Origin of the sequence: Comamonas sp. MYb396, from assembly GCF_037479555.1 — a bacterium.
In the GTDB taxonomy this organism is placed as follows: Bacteria; Pseudomonadota; Gammaproteobacteria; order Burkholderiales; family Burkholderiaceae_C; genus Comamonas.
Window position 1 is genome coordinate 154,551 of the sequence record NZ_JBBGYU010000001.1, and the last position, 19,441, is coordinate 173,991.

Consider the following 19,441-nt stretch of genomic DNA (forward strand, 5'->3'; position numbering starts at 1 on the left):
ATCGGGCCGATCAGCGGCTATGGCCGTTGTGCTGCTTGTTCTTGTACATGTCCAGATCGGCATGCTTAAGCAGGCTTTGCGGATCGGCCCCATCGATCGGATAAATCGCCTGGCCAATGGAGGCGCCCAGATGAACGACCTCGCCCTCAGGCAAGCCCTTGAGCGACTGCAACGCAGGGGCGAGAACCTCCAGGATCTTGGCTTTCACCACCTGGATCTGCTCATCGCTGTGGATGCCTTGCAGCACCGCAACAAACTCGTCTCCGCCCAGGCGAATCAGCACATCATTGCTGCGCAGCACTTCCTTGAGGCGCTGCACCACCTCGATCAAGGCCAGATCGCCGTTTTCATGGCCCCATCGGTCGTTGAGCGGCTTGAACTGGTTGAGGTCGATAAAGAGAATGGCAAACACCGCCTGCTTGGGCGCGTTCGGCCGGGTCAAGGTCTCCAGAATATGGTTCAGCGCGCTGCGGTTGGCAGCGCCGGTCAGCGCATCGGTAAACAAGCGATGCCGCATATGGTGGACATTGCTGGCCAGCTCGCCAATCTCGTCATTGCGCTCGACGCCAATGGGCACATCGATCTCGCCCTGCCCCACGCGGCGTACCGCATAGGTGAGCGAGCGCATGTCCTTGGCCAGGCCGCCAAAGATGCGCAAACCCAGTGCCAGAGCAATACCCAGGGCCAGCAGACCCAAGGCCACCACCAGCACCACATGGGCACGGATGCCGGCCAGCATCTGCTGGTGCGGCACGGCCACCACGGCCAGCCAGTTCAGGCCCGCCTCATCGGTCACGCGGCGGTAGGCCACCTCGATCGCATGGTTCTTGGCATCAAAGATCAGCGCCGTGCGTGCCACCTCGTTGGACTGCGAAAACTCGTGCACCAGCTGCCGGTACACCACCTTGAGCAAGGGGTTGCCGGCGCTGGCGGCGTTGACCCGGCTGGGCGGCTGCTCGCCGTTCAAGCGGATATTGTCCATGCGCGTGCCGGCAATCAGGTCGCCATTGGGCTCCATGATGAAAGCCTCGGCACCCTCTGACAAATGCAGGCCGTCGACAAAAAGCCGCAGCTCATTCAGAAAGACATCGGTCGCCACCACACCCGTGGGCTGGCCATCCGCACCAAACACCCGGCGCGCCCGCGTCATCACCAGGTCCTTGGCATTGAAGTCGATATAGACCGGTGTCCAGATATGGCCGACAACGCCCTGCGCCAGCCGGTACCAGGGACGCGTGCGCGGATCAAACAGATTGGATTCCTTGGACAGGAAGATCGGCTCGGCCTGGATGCCTGGCAGCAGGTAGATGCTGCGCACATCCTGCGCGTTCAGCTTGATGCGCAGTTCCGCCTGGGTTTCATTGCTGCGCAGCAGGCCGATGCCTTGCCCATGGCGGTTGCCGTAGAAGACATAGTCGCCCTGGCGCTGCGTCAGCGATGTGGCAGCCCACAGGCGGGTGCGCAGCGCCGGCATGTCGTCCTCGATGCGTTCGGGGGCCTGCAGGCCCGCCGGAAAGCTCGCCTCGATGATGGAGCGCGAGCTGAAGATGTGCCGGTCCACCGCCTGGCTGATGCGCTCGGCCATCTCCACCATCAGCTGCTGCGACAACATCGATACCGTCTTGCTGCCCGTCCAGTACCACAGCACGCCGAGCACCCCGGTCAGCAATGCAATCAGCATCACAAAGGGCAAAATCAGGGTGATCGTCAGCGACGAGGCTTTACGGACGGGCATAACCAGGCATGGAGAAGGCTTTGATGGCGCGTTGGGCAGGTATTGGTATAGATACTGTCAGTTAATTCTTACTTTAACCGTTTTTATGAATTACATAGCGCGATAGACCTGTGTAATAACTCAACTTGACAGCGCGATGTTGCCACGGCAACCCCAAGCCATCGCTGGAATTTTTTCTGCAGCCCAGGCGACAGATCCAGCGATTACCCTCTGATTGGTCAAAGGATAGTTGCTCTGGAGATTCTTTTTTTAGGAGGAGAATAGCGCCTGGGAGAAAAGCAGCCGATACCCTCTCCGGACCGCCCCAGTATAACCAACCAAATACATTTAATTACATTAATCCGGCATAAATCAATCCTGCATCGGCGGAAATGATCCATCATTGAGTTACAAATTAGCTATAAGCTGATAGAATCAGTGAATAACAAAATGCGATTTAGCATGATTTGTATCCACTCCTGTCCGCACCGGCGCAGGCTTGGGGCATAGCCACTCCCAGCGAAACGGGACGCGGCCCTCAGTCTTGACGCCAACGACAGACGTTGCCGCTTTGTTTATAGATTGATGATCCCATGGCTACTGAACTGCTTCTGAACAAAAGGCTCTCTCGCAGAACCCTCAACAGCTTGGGGCGACATGCGATCACCACGGTGGATCAGGTGGTTGAAGCGTATCCCGAGCGCTTGCTCAAGCTCAATGGTGTGGGGATGACAGTGCTGCGCGATATCGAGCGGACGCTGTTCCCCGGGCAGCAGTTCCAGCCGCATTCGGGCCGCTACAAGGCCTGGACGGAAGACGCAGCCAACCAGCCGCATGCTGAGCAGGCGCAGTCCAAGGACTAAAGGCGCGCCCCCAGGCACCGCCCTGCTCCTCTGCCCAATCCCCTGCTTTTAGCGGCCACCATACAAGCCAGCACTGCATGCCTGCTGGCATGTGCTCGCAAGGCCTGTGCCCGGCCCCGTGGCATAAACACCATGCCCGGCGCTGCGCACTAACGCCCAGGTGCAGCGCTGCGGCGCATTGCATGGAGCAACCGCAGCAGCATGGCCTATGGATCAATGTTCATCCCGCTAATGGGGATGCGGTATGGAACGCAGCCAGCAGGCGGCATGGATGGCCGCCTGGAATTGCTCTGATGGCGGTGGTGTCAGGCCTTGCGTGGCAAGGCAGCGGCCTCGCGGGCCAGCAAGGTGATGTGTTCCCAGTCACCGCGCTCCAGGGTGTCGGTGGGCACCAGCCAGGAGCCTCCGACACAGACGACGTTCTTCAGCGCCAGAAACTCTGCCGCATTGGCCGTCGTGATACCCCCGGTGGGGCAAAAGCGCACTTCGGCGAAGGGGCCCTGCCAGGCCTTGAGCATGTTGATACCACCGGCTTGCAGCGCGGGGAAGAACTTCAGCTCATTGAAGCCGTCTTGCTGCGCCTGCATGATTTCGCTGCTGGTTGCCACGCCGGGCAGCAGTGGCAAGCGCGCGTCGCGGCAGGCTTCACCCACGCTCGTGGTGTAGCCAGGGCTGACCGCAAAGCGGGCCCCTGCCGCCGCTGCGGCACGCGCATCGGCGGCATTGCGCACGGTACCCGCACCCACGATCGCCTCCGGCACGGACTTGGCAATCGCTTCGATGGCGGCCAGGCCCTGGGGCGTGCGCAAGGTCACTTCCAGCACCCGGATACCGCCAGCGACCAGGGCCTTGGCCATGGACACGGCGTGGTTGACGTCGCGCAGCACGATCACCGGGATCACCGGTGCGTCTTGCATGATCGATAAGGCGGTCAGTTGCTCAGCCATGTGCAGGCTCCTTCTTCTGCGCTCAGCGCATTGCGCCGGAATCCGGCAAACAGTTCTCGGCCCAGACCACGGCCATTGGCGCGCAGCTGCTCGGCCGGTATCGTGGCCAGTGGGCGTGCCTCCCAAACGGCGGCATCCACTTCGGCCTGCATGATACCGGTTTCAGCATCCAACAGCACCATATCGCCGCTCTCAATTTTGGCCAAGGGGCCACCGGCCAGTGCTTCAGGCGACACATGGATCGCAGCGGGCACCTTGCCCGAGGCGCCGCTCATGCGGCCATCGGTCACCAGCGCCACCTGGTAGCCCTTGCCTTGCAGCACGGCCAAGGGTGGCGTGAGCTTGTGCAGCTCGGGCATGCCGTTGGCCTGCGGGCCCTGCCAGCGCACCACGCAGACCACGCCGTTGTGCCCATTGGTCTGGCAGGCCTGCTCCAGCGCGCCCGATTTGAAGGCCTCCTGCAGCGCATCTTGCGAGTCAAACACCCAGGCCGGCGCGCGCAGCACATGGCGGTCAAGCGGCACGGCGCTGACCTTGATCACACTGCGGCCGAGGTTGCCGGTCAGCAGCTTGAGGCCACCGGTAGGGCTGAAAGGCGCGCTCACCGGGCGCAGCACGCTGTCGTCACCCGATTCGGTGGCCGCCTGCCAGACCAGCTGGCCCGCCTCCACACGCGGCACCGTGGCGTAAGCCGCCAGGCCCTCGGGGCGCACGGTCAGCACATCCCCATGCATCAGGCCTGCAGCCAGCAGCTGGCCAATCACATAGCCCGGGCCGCCTGCCGCCTGGAACTGGTTCACGTCCGCCGCCCCATTGGGGTAGACGCGCGCCAGCAAGGGCACGACCGAGGACAGCTGCTCAAAATCATTCCAGTCGATGACGATACCGGCAGCACGCGCCACCGCCACCCAGTGGATCAGGTGGTTGGTCGAGCCACCCGTTGCCAGCAAGGCCACCATCGCGTTGACAATGCAACGCTCGTCGACCACGCGGCCAATCGGCGCAAAGCGCTTGCCAGCGGTGATGCCCAGCACGGTACGCATGGCTTCGCGGGTCAGCAGTTCACGCGCGCCATCTCCCGGGTTGATAAAGGCATTGCCCGGCACATGCAGGCCCATGGCTTCGAGCAGCATCTGGTTGCTGTTGGCCGTGCCGTAGAAGGTGCAGGTGCCCGCATCATGGTAGGCGGCCATCTCGGCTTCGAGCAGCTTTTCGCGGCCGACCAGGCCTTGGGCGGCCAGCTCGCGCACCTTGGCCTTGTCGTTGTTGGACAGGCCCGAGGTCATCGGCCCGGCGGGCACAAACACCATCGGCAGATGGCCAAAATGCAGCGCGCCAATCAAGAGGCCCGGCACGATCTTGTCGCAGACGCCCAGCATCAGCGCCGCATCAAAGGTGTCATGGGTCAGCGCCACGGCGGTGCCCATCGCAATCGCATCGCGGCTGAACAGGCTCAGCTCCATGCCCGGCATACCCTGGGTCACGCCATCGCACATCGCAGGCACACCACCCGCCACCTGCGCGGTCGCGCCATGCTTGCGCGCCTCGTCCTTCAGGATATCGGGGTAGCGCTGCAGCGGCGCATGGGCCGAGAGCACATCGTTATAGGCCGTGACAATACCCACGTTCGGGCCCTTGACCTCGACAATGCGCAGCTTGTCATTGACCGGCACGCCGGCCACCGCATGCGCCACATTGGCGCAGCCCATCGAGCGCATCTGCGGCGGGCGCTGGGCCATGGCGTCAACCTGGGCCAGATAGTCGCTGCGCGTGGCAGCGCTCTTGGCGCGGATGCGGTCAGTGACCGCTTGAAGAACCGGGTGGATCTGCATCATGGGAGTCCTTTGCATCATGGGAAGGCCGTAGCTTCCCCTTTATTTATGTAATTTTTATAGCACAGCAGCCGCATGCAGCGCTGGCACTATGCTTTGTCAGCGCTCAAGGCTGCTGAGCATCCAGCCACTGCTGCACCTGCTGGGCAATGCGGTCCAGCGGGGTATCGGCATCCACGGTCAGCACCTGGGGCTCATCGCGCGGGTCTTCCAAGGTGGCAAACTGGTTGGCCACCAACTCGGGCGAGAAAAAATGCCCCGCACGCTGCTGCACCCGCGCCAGCGCCGTGTCGTAGCTGAGATTCAGAAACACAAAGCCGAGCCGGCTTTGGGAGGCGCGCAACAGCTCGCGGTACTGGCGCTTGAGCGCCGAGCAGGTCAGCACCACCCCCTGGCCATCATTCGCTTCGGCCAGCAACTGCGCCAGGCGTTGCAGCCAGCCAGCGCGGTCGGCATCGGTCAGTGCAATGCCCGCCTGCATCTTGGCCACACTTTCGGCCGCATGGTAGCTGTCGCCTTCGACCAGGCGCCAACCCAGGTGCAGCGCAATGGCTTCACCGGCGCTGGATTTGCCGCATCCCGACACCCCCATCACCACCAACGCTACAGGACGCCGACGCGAAGAATCACTAGAGGACATGGTCATTGGGTTAGCGCTATCCAATACAGGTAAAAAATAAGCACTGCCCTTAGACAACGTAGTTTGAGCAAGCCGATTCAAACCATCAGTCTTGTTCTCGCCACGCCTGCAGGCACCGCCTTCCTTCCCAAGCATGTTGGGATAGCGCTATCATACCGGATATTGCTTGCTGAACCGACCGGAGATGCGCTTGCCCCTGCCCCCTTCCCCGCCTTTGCCCGCGCCGGCTGCCGAGCCCAACAGCCGCCGCTCGCGTGCCAGCGGGCGTGTCACCTTGCAGGATGTGGCCGATGCCGCAGGGGTCAGCCCCATGACGGTATCCCGCGCGCTGCGCGGCGAGCGCCGGGTGGCCGCTGCGCTGGCCGACAAGGTGCGCGAGGTGGCTTTGCGCCTGGGCTATGTGCCCGACCCGGCCGCGCGTGCGCTGGCCTCGCAGAAAAGCAACCAGGTACTGGTCATCGTGCCGCTGCTCAGCAACACCTTGTTTGTCGACCTGATCGAAGCGGCCCACAAGGTGCTGTTTGCCGCCGGCTACCACCTGCTCATTGGGGTGTCGCACTACAGCGCAGCCGAGGAAGAGCAGCTGCTGCGCGCCTACCTGCCGATGCGGCCTGCGGGCCTGATGCTGACCGGTTACGAGCGCAGCGCCGGCAGCGCCCAGCTGCTGGCAGCCAGTGGCACGGCCTGCGTGCATTTGATGGAGCTACACCCTGACAGCGCAGCGGCCCAGCTGCACAGCGTGGGCTTTTCGCAGCTGGATGCCGGGGCGGCGATGACGGAACACCTGCTGGCCCAAGGCTACCGCCGTATCGCCTTTTGCGGCGCCCAGCTCGATGCCCGCGTCATGCAGCGGCTGCAGGGCTACCGCCAGACCTTGCAGCGCGTGGGCCTGGCCGATCCGGGTCTGGAGATTCTGAGCCCCGAGCGCTCGTCGCTGGCCCTGGGTGCACAGTTGCTCGATCAGGCGCTGCAGCTCGGCGGTGGCGTGGATGCCGTATTTTTCTGCAACGATGACCTGGCCCAGGGCGCGCTGCTGGCCGCCAACCGCCTGGGCCTGGCCGTGCCCACACAAATCGCAATTGCCGGTTTCAACGACCTGCCCGGCAGCGCGCAGATGGTGCCGCCGCTGACCACCATCCACACACCCCGTAGCGCCATTGGCGCCGAGGCCGCCACCATGCTGCTGCAGCTGCTGCAAGACCAGCCGGTGGCACAGAACCGGCTGGATCTGGGCTACCACCTGGTGCGGCGCGCCAGCACCTAAGAACCTGTTCAAAGGGCTTACACCTCTACCACTCGCCCAAAGCCCAGCTGCTGGCCACCGCAAAATACTCGCGCAGCCAGACATTGAACCGGGTCAGCAACGGTGTGGGGGCCGCCACGCCAATCGGATGGCTAAAGCCCTGGCTGCGGGCAATCTGCAGCGCGCGCCAGAGGTGAAAATCACTGCTGACAATCGCAATCGGCTGCGCCAGATCCACCCCGCGCTGCTGCAGCATCGGGCCGGTCCATTCCAGGTTCAGCACGGTGCTGGTACTGCGCTCTTCGACCACCATCGTGGCGGGGTCCAGCCCGTGGCTCTGCGCCAGGTAGCGCGCCATGATGGCGCCCTCGCTCTCGTCCTGCCCAAAGTCCACCCCACCGGTCACTGCCAGCACCGCCTGGGGCTGCAAGGCCACGAGCTGCGCAGCGGTATCGAGCCGCATCGCCAGCGCCGGGCGCGGCTTGCCGTCTTGCGTGCCGCTGCCCAGCACCACAATCGCGGCCACCTGCGGCGTGGTCGCGGGCATCTGCCCCAGGCCGGCAATGCGCTGCCAGAGCCAGCCCACGCTGGCGACCCACAAGGCCAAACCCAGCCAGGCAGCGCGCCACACAGCGCGGCGCCAAGGCGCTGCGGCGCGCCAGGACTGCACCGCCGGCCAGCGCCAAACCAGATAGCCTCCCGCCAGGCCCAGCCCTACCGGCACCAGCACCCCCAGGTGCAAGTGCCCGGCCGCCAAGGGCACGGTACCCAGCCCCAGCAGCATCAGCGCGGCCACGGCCAACAAAGCTCGTTGCATTCCCATCCTCTCGTACACGCTTCGCTCCTGCACAAAAAAACCCGCTGCGGGGCAGCGGGTCTGCGTCATCGCCAAGCAGTCAGATCATTCAAATTCCAGAATGATATCGTCCACCGCGAGCGAATTGCCCTTCGCGGCACTCACCTTGCTCACCACGCCGTCTTGCGTGGCAAACAGGATGTTCTCCATCTTCATCGCTTCAATGACGGCCAGCTTCTCGCCTGCCTGCACCTTCTGGCCGGGCTGCACCGCCACATCGACGAGCAGGCCGGGCATGGGCGAGAGCAGGAACTTGGACAGATCCGGTGGCGCCTTGTAGGGCATCAGCTGGTAGAGCTCGGCGCCGCGTTGCGACAGCACCAGGATGTCGCGCTGCGTGCCATTGTGGATCACGCGCAAGGCCAGCGGGTTCTTGGCCGTGCCGCGCTCGATCTGCGCGGTAAAAGGCTGGCCGTTGCAAGTGCCGTGGGTGACGACATCGCGCAGCACCGCTTCACTGCTGAACTGGTAGATCTTGTCGCCAATGCTGACCTTGCAGACGCGGGCTTCGTCGTCAAAATCGGTCACTTCGGCCGAGACAAAGCTGTGCTGGCCTTCGGCGCCCAGCACCACCGCCGTGTAGCTGTGGCCCACACGCAGCTGGTGGCCCAGCATCTGGCCGCTGATGGTGGAGGCGCGCGCGCGGTAGCGGCGGTTGCGGAACATCGCCAGCGCCACCAGAAAATCCGTGTCCTCGTGCGGTACATCCTCGGCATGGAAGCCCTGACCATAGTGCTCGGCGATAAAGCCGGTGTTGAACTGGCCCGAGACAAATTGGGGGTGGGCCAGCAGCGCGGCCTGGAAAGGAATGTTCGAGCTGATGCCGCGGATCGCAAAACCGTTGAGCGCCTCGCGCATCTTGGCAATCGCCTCGTTGCGGTCCTTGCCATGCACGATCAGCTTGGCAATCATCGAGTCGTAGTACATGGGAATCTCGCCGCCCTCGTACACACCGGTATCGACACGCACGCCCTGCAAATGGGCGGTATCGGCCTGCCACATGGTCTGCTTGGGCGGCTCAAAGCGCACCAGGCGGCCGGTCGATGGCAGGAAGTTGCGGAACGGGTCTTCGGCATTGATGCGGCATTCGATCGCCCAGCCATCGCGCTTCACATCAGCCTGGCTGAAGGACAGCTTCTCGCCCGCGGCCACGCGGATCATCTGCTCGACCAGATCGAGGCCGGTGATGCATTCGGTCACCGGGTGCTCCACCTGCAGGCGGGTGTTCATTTCCAGAAAGTAGAAGTCCTGGTCCTTGCCGACGACAAACTCCACCGTGCCGGCGCTCTGGTACTGCACGGCCTTGGCCAGCGCCACGGCCTGCTCGCCCATGGCCTTGCGCGTGGCATCGCTGATGAAGGGCGATGGTGCCTCTTCGATCACCTTCTGGTGGCGGCGCTGGATCGAGCATTCGCGCTCGTTGAGGTAGACCACATTGCCGTGGCTGTCGCCCAGGATCTGGATCTCGATATGGCGCGGCTCCTGCACGAACTTCTCGATAAAGATCCGGTCATCGCCAAAGCTGTTGCGCGCCTCGTTCTGGCAGGCGGTAAAGCCCTCGAGCGCTTCCTTGTCGTTGTAGGCCACGCGCAGGCCCTTGCCGCCGCCACCGGCCGATGCCTTGATCATCACCGGGTAGCCAATGCCCTGGGCAATGCCCACCGCTTTTTCCGCGTTCTCGATGGCATCGTTGTAGCCGGGGATGGTGTTGACCTGGGCTTCGTTCGCGAGCTTCTTGGAGGCGATCTTGTCGCCCATCGCAGCAATCGAATGCGCCTTGGGGCCGATAAAGGCAATGCCCTCGTCTTCGCAGCGCTTGGCAAAGGCCTCGTTCTCGGACAGGAAACCATAGCCCGGATGGATGGCCTGCGCGCCGGTCTTGCGCGCCGCATCGATGATGCGGTCGGCCAGCAGATAGGACTCGCGGCTGGGCGCTGCGCCAATATGCACGGCCTCATCGGCCAGCTTCACATGGCGCGCTTCCTTGTCCGCATCGGAGTAGACCGCAACGGTCTGGATGCCCATGGTTCGGGCCGTGGCGATCACGCGGCATGCAATCTCGCCGCGATTGGCAATCAGGATTTTGCTGAACATGGTTGTCGTCTCTTGGTTGAATCTTTCGGTTGGCCACCATGCTGCCGTGCTTACGGCAGCGCCTTGTCATGCGCCCATTGCCCGCCGGGCATGAGCAAATAGTCTTCGCAATCGATCTCGCTGCAGCGCACACTGCCGAGCAATTGCAGCATTACCTGGTCCTGCGTGCGCACATCGGTCGAGCGCCCCTGCACTTTCACCGCCAGCAGGCGGCTGTCCTTGCTCCAGCGGGCAATCTCAGGGCCTTCGACCACGGCTGCCGTGCTGTCCCAGCCTTCACGGTGCGCGGTGCGCACCGTTGCCAGCCGGCGCGAGAGGATGCGCTCGGGCCGCACGCCCACCAGCACCACCTGGCCGCGCAAGCCCACCAGGTTTTTGTCCAAGGTCGGCAGGTCCACCACGCGCCGTGCCTGGTACTGGCGCACCATCGCCTGCAGACGCTGGGCGTTGGCGCTGTATTCGCGCTGCTGCTCGGGCTGACCGGCATTGTGCTGCTGCTGGGCCGCTGCGTTGTTGCTGTACTGCTGGAACAGCAGCTCGCGCCCCTGCAGCGAAGCCGTGGCCCGCACCACCGGCGCGGGCAGATGGCCATCGGCATCCGCCGCCAGCTCAAAGCCCTGGTAGAGCATCAGCCGCACCAGGTTCTGCGCGGCAGCCGGGCAGGCACGCTGCCAGTGCTGCAAGGCCGCCTGCAGCCATTGCCGCGCCACCTGCTCGGAGCCCAGCGGCGAATGGATATCGACCAGCACATGCAGCGCCATCGGTGCGCAGGCATCGGCCGGTGTGTTGCCGTCCAATGCCGCCTGCACCCAGAGGCGCCCGCCCTTGCCTTCGCTGTCTGCCAAGGGGCCCAGATCGAGCAGCACCTGGCTGTCGGCCAAGGGCCTGGCGGCGCGCACGGCCGGGCGGCTGAGGAAAATGCCCCGGTCAAAGCGGCCCTGCCAGACAATGGGCGCCGCCCCGGCATCGCTGCGCGGCAGCCACTGCGCCCGGCCCTCGCCCTGGGCCAGGCCGTTTTCACAGCCACCCTGGTACGAGAACACGTATTGCCAGGACTGGGCCAGTGGCGCGCCCCAGCGCGCCCCACACCAGCAGCCCCGCGCGGCCCGCCAGCCCGGCGGGGGTTTCGCGCCCGCCGCCCCCCCCCAGCCCGCCCAGGCTGCGCCCACCACGCGCGGCGCCCCCCCCGCCCGCCGGCCCGCGCCTGGCACTGGCGGTTCCCCCCCCCCCCCGTCTTACCCCACCCCTTTCCCCGCGCGGCGGCCCGGGGCCCCCCCCCGCCCCCCCCCACAGCTGCTGCCCGGCGCTGCCGGCATGCCAGGCTGGGTTTGCGCGCCAGCAGCCACACCCATGCCGGCCATGGCTGCGCACAGCAGGCGCTGCGCCAGCCAGCGCTGCGCCAGCAGGTGCTGCGCCCGCCGTCTTGCGGCCATGCGGGGTGGGACAAAGGTGGAGCGCATCCGGGCCTGCAGCGTTTAGAGCGGGATATTGCCGTGCTTGCGCCAGGGGTTCTCAAGCTGCTTGTTCTTGAGCATCTCCAGGCTGCGGCAGATGCGCTTGCGCGTCTCGTGCGGCAGGATCACATCGTCGATAAAGCCCCGGGCGCCAGCGACAAAGGGGTTGGCAAAACGGGTCTTGTATTCGGCCTCGCGCTTGGAGAGCTTGTCCGGGTCGTTCTTGTCTTCGCGGAAGATGATCTCGACAGCGCCCTTGGCGCCCATCACCGCGATTTCTGCCTGCGGCCAGGCCAGGTTCACATCGCCGCGCAGGTGCTTGGAGGCCATCACGTCATAGGCACCGCCATAGGCCTTGCGGGTGATGACGGTGATTTTTGGCACCGTGCATTCCGCGTACGCATAGAGCAGCTTGGCGCCATGCTTGATGATGCCGCCGTACTCCTGGCTGGTGCCGGGCATGAAACCGGGCACATCGACAAAGGTGACCACGGGGATGTTGAATGCATCGCAAAAGCGCACAAAGCGGGCGGCCTTGATGGAGCTCTTGATATCCAGGCACCCGGCCAGCACCAGCGGCTGGTTGGCCACAATGCCGACGGTCTGGCCGGCCATGCGCGCAAAGCCGATCAGGATGTTCTTCGCGTACTCGGGCTGCAGTTCAAAGAAATCGCCGTCATCCACGGTCTTGATGATCAGCTCCTTCATGTCGTAGGGCTTGTTCGGGTTCTCGGGCACCAGGGTGTCGAGCGACATGTCGGCGCGGCTGACCGGGTCGGTCGTCGCCCGCACCGGCGCCTTTTCGCGGTTGTTGAGCGGCAGGTAGTTGTAGAGGCGGCGCAGCATCATCAGCGCCTCGACATCGTTGTCAAAGGCCATGTCGGCCACGCCACTCTTGCTGGTGTGGGTGACGGCGCCGCCCAGCTCTTCGGCCGTGACCTGCTCATGCGTCACGGTCTTGACCACTTCGGGGCCGGTGACGAACATGTAGCTCGAATCCTTGACCATGAAGATAAAGTCGGTCATCGCCGGCGAGTAGACCGCGCCACCGGCGCAAGGGCCCATGATCATCGAGATCTGCGGCACAACGCCCGAGGCCAGCACATTCTTCTGGAACACGTCGGCGTAGCCGCCCAGCGACGCCACGCCTTCCTGGATACGGGCGCCGCCCGAATCGTTGAGGCCGATGACCGGCGCGCCCACCTTCATCGCCTGGTCCATCACCTTGCAGATCTTCTCGGCATGCGTCTCAGACAGCGCGCCGCCAAACACGGTGAAATCCTGGCTGAAGACAAAGACCAGGCGGCCATTGATCATGCCGTAGCCGGTGACCACACCGTCGCCCGGGATCTTGGTCTCTTCCATGCCAAAGTCGGTGCAGCGGTGCTCGACAAACATGTCCCACTCTTCGAAGGTGCCGTCGTCGAGCAGCAGCTCGATGCGCTCGCGCGCCGTGAGCTTGCCCTTCTTGTGCTGTGCATCGATGCGCTTTTGCCCGCCGCCCAGGCGGGCGAGTTCACGCTTTTTCTCCAGTTGTTCCAAGATATCTTGCATGTTCCATCCTTGAAGCTTGCTAGGTTGTCTCTCTGTCTTGATCGGGGCTCGCCGCCCGGCTCAATCCGCTTTGTGAATCATCGCCGCACTGCTTTGCGCCTGCAGCAGGTTTCTGGCCGCTGTCGATGCCGCCAACTGGCCCGAAGCGACTTGCTGCTGCACAGCAGGCAGCATATCGCGCACGGCAGGGTGGCTGCGAAACGCCAGCTTGAGCCCATGGTCAATGCGCTCCCACATCCAGGCGAGCGATTGCTTCTCGCGCCGCTGTGCCAGGCAGCCATTGCTGGTCTGCATCTGGCGGAAGCTGCTGACCGCATCCCAAAAGGCCTCCACGCCATCGCCCAGCAGCGCGCTGATCTGTATCACCCGGGGCTGCCAGAGCGCGCCGCGCGCCGCATGGTCATGGCTGCCATGCATGCCCAGCAGGCGCAGGCTGGAGGTGATCTGCGCCTGCGCACGGGTGGCGGCATTCGGGTCGATATCGGCCTTGTTGATGACCACCAGGTCAGCGAGCTCCATCACGCCTTTTTTGATGGCCTGCAGGTCATCGCCGGCATTGGGCAGCTGCAGCACGCAGAACATGTCGGTCATGCCATGCACCGCTATCTCGCTCTGGCCGACACCCACGGTCTCGACCATCACCACGTCGTAGCCCGCCGCTTCGCAGACCAGCACCGCCTCGCGCGTCTTCTCTGCCACCCCCCCCAGGGTGCCGCTCGACGGGCTGGGCCGGATATAGGCTTCGCTGCGCATCGACAGCTGCTCCATGCGCGTCTTGTCGCCCAGGATGGAGCCGCCTGACACGGTGGACGACGGGTCAATCGCCAGAACGGCCACGCGCAGACCCTTGCCAATCAAATACAGGCCGAGGGTTTCAATAAAGGTGGACTTGCCCACGCCGGGCACACCGCTGATGCCGAGGCGAAAAGACTTGCCGGTATGCGGCAGCAGCGCCGTCAGCAGCGCATCACCCAGCGCGCGGTGGTCGGCGCGGGTCGATTCCAGCAAGGTGATGGCCTTGGCCATCGCGCGCCGCTGCAGCGCCGGGTTGTCCCCTTGCGTAATGGCGGCAACGCGCTCGGCAACATCGCTACTCATGCCGCCGCCCTGTCAAAACACTGCCACAGTGCCCCTGCCACAGGGGCGCCTGCCGCCATCATTTGTATCGCCAACTCCATATCCACTACCTCTACGCCGGGGTCCACTGGTACAACAGGTCAATCGGATCGCCGCCCGTCTGCACAAAGCCATGGCGCTCATAAAACCGGATCGCATCGCTTTGGTTCAGCACCTCCAGCCACACCGCCCGGCCCTCTTGCCGCGCTTGGGCTTGCACCTGCTGCAGGGCCCAGTCGCCAATGCGGCGGTTGTGCCAGGCCGGCAGCAGATAGAGATGCTGGAGCTTGAGCGGGCCATCTTCATAGGGCACGACCGTCAGCAGCCCGACGCGCTGCGAGCCTGCGCCATCGTCCACACAGATATGCCGCATGTACTGCGGCGCAAACTGGCGTTCAAAACGCTTGCGGGCATGGTCCAGGTTGAAGATGCCCAGCCGCTCCAGGCTCGGGCGCATCGCGGCCACGCGCAGCGCAAACAGCGCTTCAAAATCACTGTCGGCAACCGGGGCAAAGGAGAGATTCATGCTTTCTCCAAGCCTTTCTTCATCTTTTGGTGTAGCAAGTAGCCACCATAACCCAGTGCAACCCACACGCCCAGCCCGACGACAACCTGGCCCCAAGCTGGCAAAGTGAGCACCCGGTACAACAAGTACAGATACAGAATGCCAAGGACAGGCTCCACGAACATCATGACAAGAGCCTTCACATAGTCTTGCCAGAAAGGCGCTTGTTTGCCCTTGCCCATACCGATTTAGACAGCAACCGCTTTCTTGATCTGCTCGAGCACATCCTTGGCGCTGGCCGGGATCGGCGTGCCCGGGCCATAGACGCCTTTGACGCCTGCGTTGTAGAGGTAGTCGTAATCCTGCGCCGGGATCACGCCGCCGACAAAGACGATGATGTCGTCTGCGCCCTGCTTCTTGAGCTCTTCGATGATCGCGGGCACGAGGGTCTTGTGGCCGGCGGCCAGGGTCGAGACACCGACGGCATGCACATCGTTCTCGATGGCCTGGCGCGCGCATTCCTCGGGGGTCTGGAACAACGGGCCCATGTCCACGTCATAGCCCAGGTCGGCAAAGGCGGTCGCCACCACCTTGGCGCCCCGGTCATGGCCGTCCTGGCCCAGTTTGGCAATCATCACGCGCGGGCGCCGGCCTTGGGCTTCGGCAAAGGCTGCGATCTCGTCCTTGAGCTTGTCCCAGCCTTCGGCCGAGTCATAGGCGGCGGCGTAGACACCGGTCACCTTTTGCGTATCGGCGCGGTGGCGGCCAAAGGATTTCTCCAGCGCGTCAGAGACTTCACCGACGGTGGCACGCAGCCGCACCGCCTGGATGGCCAGGTCCAGCAGGTTGCCCTCGCCCGACTCGGCAGCGGCGCTGAGCGCCTCCAGGGCCTTGTCCACGGCAACGGCATCGCGCGTGGCCTTGATCTGGTTCAAGCGCGCAATCTGGCTGTCGCGCACCTTGACGTTGTCCACTTCGAGGATGTCGACCGGGTCTTCCTTGGCCAGCTTGTACTTGTTGACGCCGACAATCACTTCCTTGCCCGAGTCGATGCGCGCCTGCTTCTCCGCCGCAGCCGCCTCGATCTTGAGCTTGGCCCAGCCGCTGTCCACGGCCTGGGTCATGCCGCCCATCGCGTCGACCTCTTCGATGATCTTCCAGGCGGCATCGGCCATGTCCTGGGTCAGCTTTTCCATCATGTAGCTGCCGGCCCAGGGGTCGATCACATTAGTGATATGGGTCTCTTCCTGGATGATGAGCTGGGTGTTGCGCGCAATGCGGGCACTGAACTCGGTGGGCAGCGCAATCGCTTCGTCCAGCGCATTGGTGTGCAGCGATTGCGTGCCACCAAACACGGCCGCCATGGCCTCGATGGTGGTGCGCACCACATTGTTGTAGGGGTCCTGCTCGGTCAGGCTCCAGCCGCTGGTCTGGCTGTGGGTGCGCAGCATCAGGCTCTTGGGGTTCTTGGCTTCAAAGCCGGTCATGATGCGGCACCACAGCAGGCGGGCGGCACGCATCTTGGCGATTTCCAGGTAGAAGTTCATGCCCACCGCCCAGAAAAAGGACAGGCGCCCGGCAAAGGCATCCACATCCATGCCCTTCGCGATAGCGGTTTTCACATATTCCTTGCCGTCCGCCAGGGTGAAGGCCAGCTCCAGCGCCTGGTTGGCACCGGCTTCCTGCATGTGGTAGCCGCTGATCGAGATCGAGTTGAACTTGGGCATGTTCTGGCTCGTGTACTCGATGATGTCGCCGATGATGCGCATGCTCGGCTTGGGCGGGTAGATATAGGTGTTGCGCACCATGAACTCTTTGAGAATGTCGTTCTGGATCGTGCCCGAGAGCTGGTCCTGCGCCACGCCCTGCTCTTCGGCGGCCACCACATAGCCGGCCAGCACCGGCAGCACCGCGCCATTCATCGTCATCGACACGGAAACCTTGTCCAGCGGAATGCTGTTGAACAGGACCTTCATGTCTTCGACCGAGTCGATCGCCACCCCTGCCTTGCCGACGTCACCGGTCACGCGCGGGTGGTCGCTGTCATAGCCCCGGTGCGTGGCCAGGTCAAACGCGACCGACACGCCTTGGCCGCCCGCAGCCAGCGCCTTGCGGTAGAAGGCATTGGATTCTTCGGCGGTCGAAAAACCGGCGTACTGGCGAATGGTCCAGGGCCGCACCGCGTACATCGTGGCCTGCGGGCCGCGCAGGTACGGTGCAAAACCCGGCAAGGTATCGGCAAACGGCAGGTCGGCGGTATCGGCAGCGGTATAGAGCGGCTTGACCGTGATTCCATCGGGCGTCAGCCAATCGAGGCTGCCCACATCGCCGCCGGGGGCGGATTTGCTGGCGGCCTTGTCCCAGGCGGCGCGGTCGGCCTTGGGAAACTCGGATGCAGTGTTGTGCTTCGCGGAATCAGTCATGTCTCAAGCTCGGGATACGTTATAGACAGTGCATATTGGCCTACCCACGGCCGCCAGGCAAGTGTACATTATTCATAATTATGAATGCAGAATTTTGAATTTCAGTCGCCTTCTGTACAATGGCGCCACCGATGAGCCTTCCCACTTTTGCGCCGCGCGCGCTGTACCAGGACGTTGCCGAGCTACTGCGGCAACGTATTTTTGCGCACCAACTGCCCCCTGGCAGCTGGATCGATGAGTTGAAGATTGCCGAAGAAATAGGCATCAGCCGCACGCCTTTGCGCGAGGCCTTGAAGGTGCTGGCCACCGAGGGCCTGGTCACGATGAAGCTGCGCCGTGGCGCCTATGTGACTGAGGTGTCGCAAAAAGACCTGCTCCAGGTCTACCACCTGCTGGCCTTGCTCGAGAGCGATGCCTCCGCCGAGCTGGCCTGCTGCGCCAGCGCCGAACAGATTGCCGAGCTACAAGGCCTGCATGACGCGCTGGAAGCCGCTGTCGATGAGCGCGATGCCTTTTTTATTGCCAATGAGCGCTTTCATATGCGCGTGCTGGAGATGCTGGACAACAAATGGCTCAGCCAGATGGTGGCCGATCTGCGCAAGGTGATGAAGCTCAACCGCCACAACTCCCTGTTCAAATCCGGCCGCATCGAGGAGTCGCTGCAGGAGCACCGCGCGCTGATGCGGGCGCTGGCCGCGCAGGACAGCAGCGCGGCACGCGCCTGCGTCATGCTGCACTTCAAAAACGGGCTGGCAGCCGCGTCTTGTTCTTGATAACGCAGCGCTGCCCTGGCTGCCTCAGCCCTTGAGAAAATGCGCGGCGCCCTGCGCCGCCCGCACGCCGCTCGACAAGGCCGCCGTCAGCAGATAGCCGCCCGTCGGTGCTTCCCAGTCCAGCATTTCCCCCGCGCAAAACAGCCCGGGCCGGGCATGGCACATCAGGTCATGCGACAGCGCGGTAAAGGCCACGCCGCCGGCGGTGCTGATGGCCTCATCGATGGGACGCGTAGCGACCACGGTGATGGGCGCGGCCTTGATGGTGCGCGCCAGCAGCTCGGCATTCTGCATGCCCTCCTTGCCCAGCACTTCAAACAACAACGCAGCCTTGATGCCATCCAAGCCCAGCCGGCTCTTGAGGTGGCTGGCCAGGCTGCGCGATCCGCGCGGGTGGCGCACTTCGGCCAGCACGCGCTCGGCGCTGTGGTCAGGCAGCAGATCAACAAGGAAGGTGGCACTGCCCAGGGCCGTGATGGCATCGCGCAGCAGCGCAGACACCGCATAGACCAGGCTGCCTTCGACGCCGCTGTCCGTCGCGACAAACTCGCCACGGCGTGCAAAACCCGCCTCGCTGCCGTCATCAAAGCGAATGGCCACGGATTTGAAAGGCTGGCCGGCAAACTTGCTGGCGAAAAACGGCGACCAGCCGGGTGCCGTCTCGCCATCGGCGGCCGGCAGCATGCGCACATCAAAGCCGCAGTTGGCCGGTGCAAGCGGGGCAGTTTCCACCCCCACCTGCGCAAGCAGCGGCACCCAGGCGCCGTCTGAGCCCAGCCGCGCCCAGCTGCCGCCGCCCAGCGCCAACACGGTGGCGCGCGCTTGCACGGCGGTCTCGCCATCGGGGGCGGCAAAGCGCAGTGCGCCGGCCGCGTCCCAGCCCAGCCAGCGGTGGCGCATGGCAAAACGCACGCCAGCGGCCCGCATGGCCACCAGCCAGGCGCGCAACAAGGGAGCGGCCTTCATGTCCTTGGGAAACACCCGGCCCGAGGTGCCAACAAAGGTCTCGATGCCCAGATCCTGGGCCCAGGCCTGCACCTCCGCCGCGCCAAAATACTGCAGCCAGGACGCGACGACGGCCTGTTGGCGCCCGTAGCGCCCGACAAACGGCGCCATCGGCTCGGAATGGGTCAGGTTGAGGCCGCCGCGCCCGGCGAGCAAAAACTTGCGCCCTACCGAAGGCATCGCGTCATAGACCGTCACCTGCAAACCGGCCTGCGCCAGGCGATGTGCTGCCATCAGACCAGCCGGGCCGCCGCCAATGACTGCGACATCCACTGTGGCAGGCGAAGAAGAGGAGTGGCTGGGCAAGGTCATGGCAAAAACAAAGCAAAAGAGAACAAGGGGGCGAACCATACACCAAGTCCGGCCCCTGGCAGACAAGGATGGCTACTTTTCGCCAACTGCTGATGCAGCGCATACCCGCA

General features: G+C 64.0%; 16 protein-coding genes. 3 read left to right on the plus strand and 13 right to left on the minus strand.

The window, feature by feature from the left end; genetic code table 11:
• Window positions 1-10 precede the first annotated feature (10 nt).
• The gene (locus WH265_RS00825; RefSeq protein WP_339535373.1) at window positions 11-1,735 is read right to left on the minus strand and encodes a diguanylate cyclase domain-containing protein; all 1,725 of its coding nucleotides are present in this window, start codon (window positions 1,733-1,735) and stop codon (window positions 11-13) included.
• Between the two features lie 572 nt (window positions 1,736-2,307).
• Here WH265_RS00825 and WH265_RS00830 point away from each other — a divergent pair.
• On the plus strand, window positions 2,308-2,577 hold the full coding sequence (locus WH265_RS00830; RefSeq protein WP_021028115.1) for a DNA-directed RNA polymerase subunit alpha C-terminal domain-containing protein: 270 nt from the start codon (window positions 2,308-2,310) through the stop codon (window positions 2,575-2,577).
• A 305-nt stretch (window positions 2,578-2,882) separates the two neighbouring features.
• Here WH265_RS00830 and eda read toward each other — a convergent pair whose 3' ends face one another.
• From eda to WH265_RS00845, 3 genes are all read right to left on the minus strand, one after another.
• A complete protein-coding gene (eda, locus tag WH265_RS00835) occupies window positions 2,883-3,524 on the minus strand; it encodes a bifunctional 4-hydroxy-2-oxoglutarate aldolase/2-dehydro-3-deoxy-phosphogluconate aldolase (RefSeq protein ID WP_339557035.1) in 642 nt (213 codons plus the stop codon).
• On the minus strand, window positions 3,509-5,356 hold the full coding sequence (gene edd, locus WH265_RS00840; protein WP_339518226.1) for a phosphogluconate dehydratase: 1,848 nt from the start codon (window positions 5,354-5,356) through the stop codon (window positions 3,509-3,511). Before edd ends, eda begins: the two co-directional genes overlap by 16 nt.
• Window positions 5,357-5,462: 106 nt before the next feature.
• On the minus strand, window positions 5,463-5,996 hold the full coding sequence (locus WH265_RS00845; protein ID WP_339557036.1) for a gluconokinase: 534 nt from the start codon (window positions 5,994-5,996) through the stop codon (window positions 5,463-5,465).
• A gap of 184 nt (window positions 5,997-6,180) precedes the next feature.
• On the opposite strand from WH265_RS00845, the gene WH265_RS00850 reads away from it, so the two are divergent.
• The gene (locus WH265_RS00850; RefSeq protein ID WP_445228471.1) at window positions 6,181-7,260 is read left to right on the plus strand and encodes a LacI family DNA-binding transcriptional regulator; all 1,080 of its coding nucleotides are present in this window, start codon (window positions 6,181-6,183) and stop codon (window positions 7,258-7,260) included.
• A gap of 25 nt (window positions 7,261-7,285) precedes the next feature.
• Here WH265_RS00850 and WH265_RS00855 read toward each other — a convergent pair whose 3' ends face one another.
• From WH265_RS00855 to scpA, 8 genes are all read right to left on the minus strand, one after another.
• Window positions 7,286-8,056 (minus strand): YdcF family protein, encoded by a 771-nt coding sequence (locus WH265_RS00855; RefSeq protein WP_339557037.1) that lies wholly within the window; start codon window positions 8,054-8,056, stop codon window positions 7,286-7,288.
• 84 nt (window positions 8,057-8,140) lie between these two features.
• Complete coding sequence (locus WH265_RS00860) at window positions 8,141-10,189, minus strand: acetyl/propionyl/methylcrotonyl-CoA carboxylase subunit alpha (RefSeq protein WP_339557038.1); 2,049 nt, start codon at window positions 10,187-10,189, stop codon at window positions 8,141-8,143.
• A gap of 50 nt (window positions 10,190-10,239) precedes the next feature.
• Entirely contained in the window at window positions 10,240-11,232 is a 993-nt protein-coding gene (locus WH265_RS00865) for a hypothetical protein (RefSeq protein WP_339557039.1), read from the minus strand.
• 432 nt (window positions 11,233-11,664) lie between these two features.
• On the minus strand, window positions 11,665-13,197 hold the full coding sequence (locus tag WH265_RS00870; protein ID WP_021026063.1) for an acyl-CoA carboxylase subunit beta: 1,533 nt from the start codon (window positions 13,195-13,197) through the stop codon (window positions 11,665-11,667).
• 60 nt (window positions 13,198-13,257) lie between these two features.
• The gene (gene meaB, locus WH265_RS00875) at window positions 13,258-14,295 is read right to left on the minus strand and encodes a methylmalonyl Co-A mutase-associated GTPase MeaB (protein WP_339557040.1); all 1,038 of its coding nucleotides are present in this window, start codon (window positions 14,293-14,295) and stop codon (window positions 13,258-13,260) included.
• A 91-nt stretch (window positions 14,296-14,386) separates the two neighbouring features.
• Window positions 14,387-14,839 (minus strand): GNAT family N-acetyltransferase, encoded by a 453-nt coding sequence (locus tag WH265_RS00880; protein WP_339557041.1) that lies wholly within the window; start codon window positions 14,837-14,839, stop codon window positions 14,387-14,389.
• On the minus strand, window positions 14,836-15,060 hold the full coding sequence (locus tag WH265_RS00885) for a hypothetical protein (RefSeq protein ID WP_021026059.1): 225 nt from the start codon (window positions 15,058-15,060) through the stop codon (window positions 14,836-14,838). Before WH265_RS00885 ends, WH265_RS00880 begins: the two co-directional genes overlap by 4 nt.
• Window positions 15,061-15,066: 6 nt before the next feature.
• Window positions 15,067-17,241, minus strand: coding sequence for a methylmalonyl-CoA mutase (scpA, locus tag WH265_RS00890; RefSeq protein ID WP_339557042.1), 2,175 nt, complete (start codon window positions 17,239-17,241; stop codon window positions 15,067-15,069).
• A gap of 131 nt (window positions 17,242-17,372) precedes the next feature.
• Between scpA and WH265_RS00895 the strand changes: the two genes are divergently transcribed.
• Window positions 17,373-18,014, plus strand: a complete 642-nt coding sequence (locus WH265_RS00895; protein WP_339557043.1) for a GntR family transcriptional regulator — start codon at window positions 17,373-17,375, stop codon at window positions 18,012-18,014.
• Window positions 18,015-18,038: 24 nt separating this feature from the next.
• Here WH265_RS00895 and WH265_RS00900 read toward each other — a convergent pair whose 3' ends face one another.
• Window positions 18,039-19,331 carry a TIGR03862 family flavoprotein gene (locus WH265_RS00900; protein ID WP_339557044.1) on the minus strand — a complete coding sequence of 431 codons (1,293 nt, stop codon included), beginning with the start codon at window positions 19,329-19,331 and terminating at the stop codon, window positions 18,039-18,041.
• Window positions 19,332-19,441: the final 110 nt, after the last annotated feature.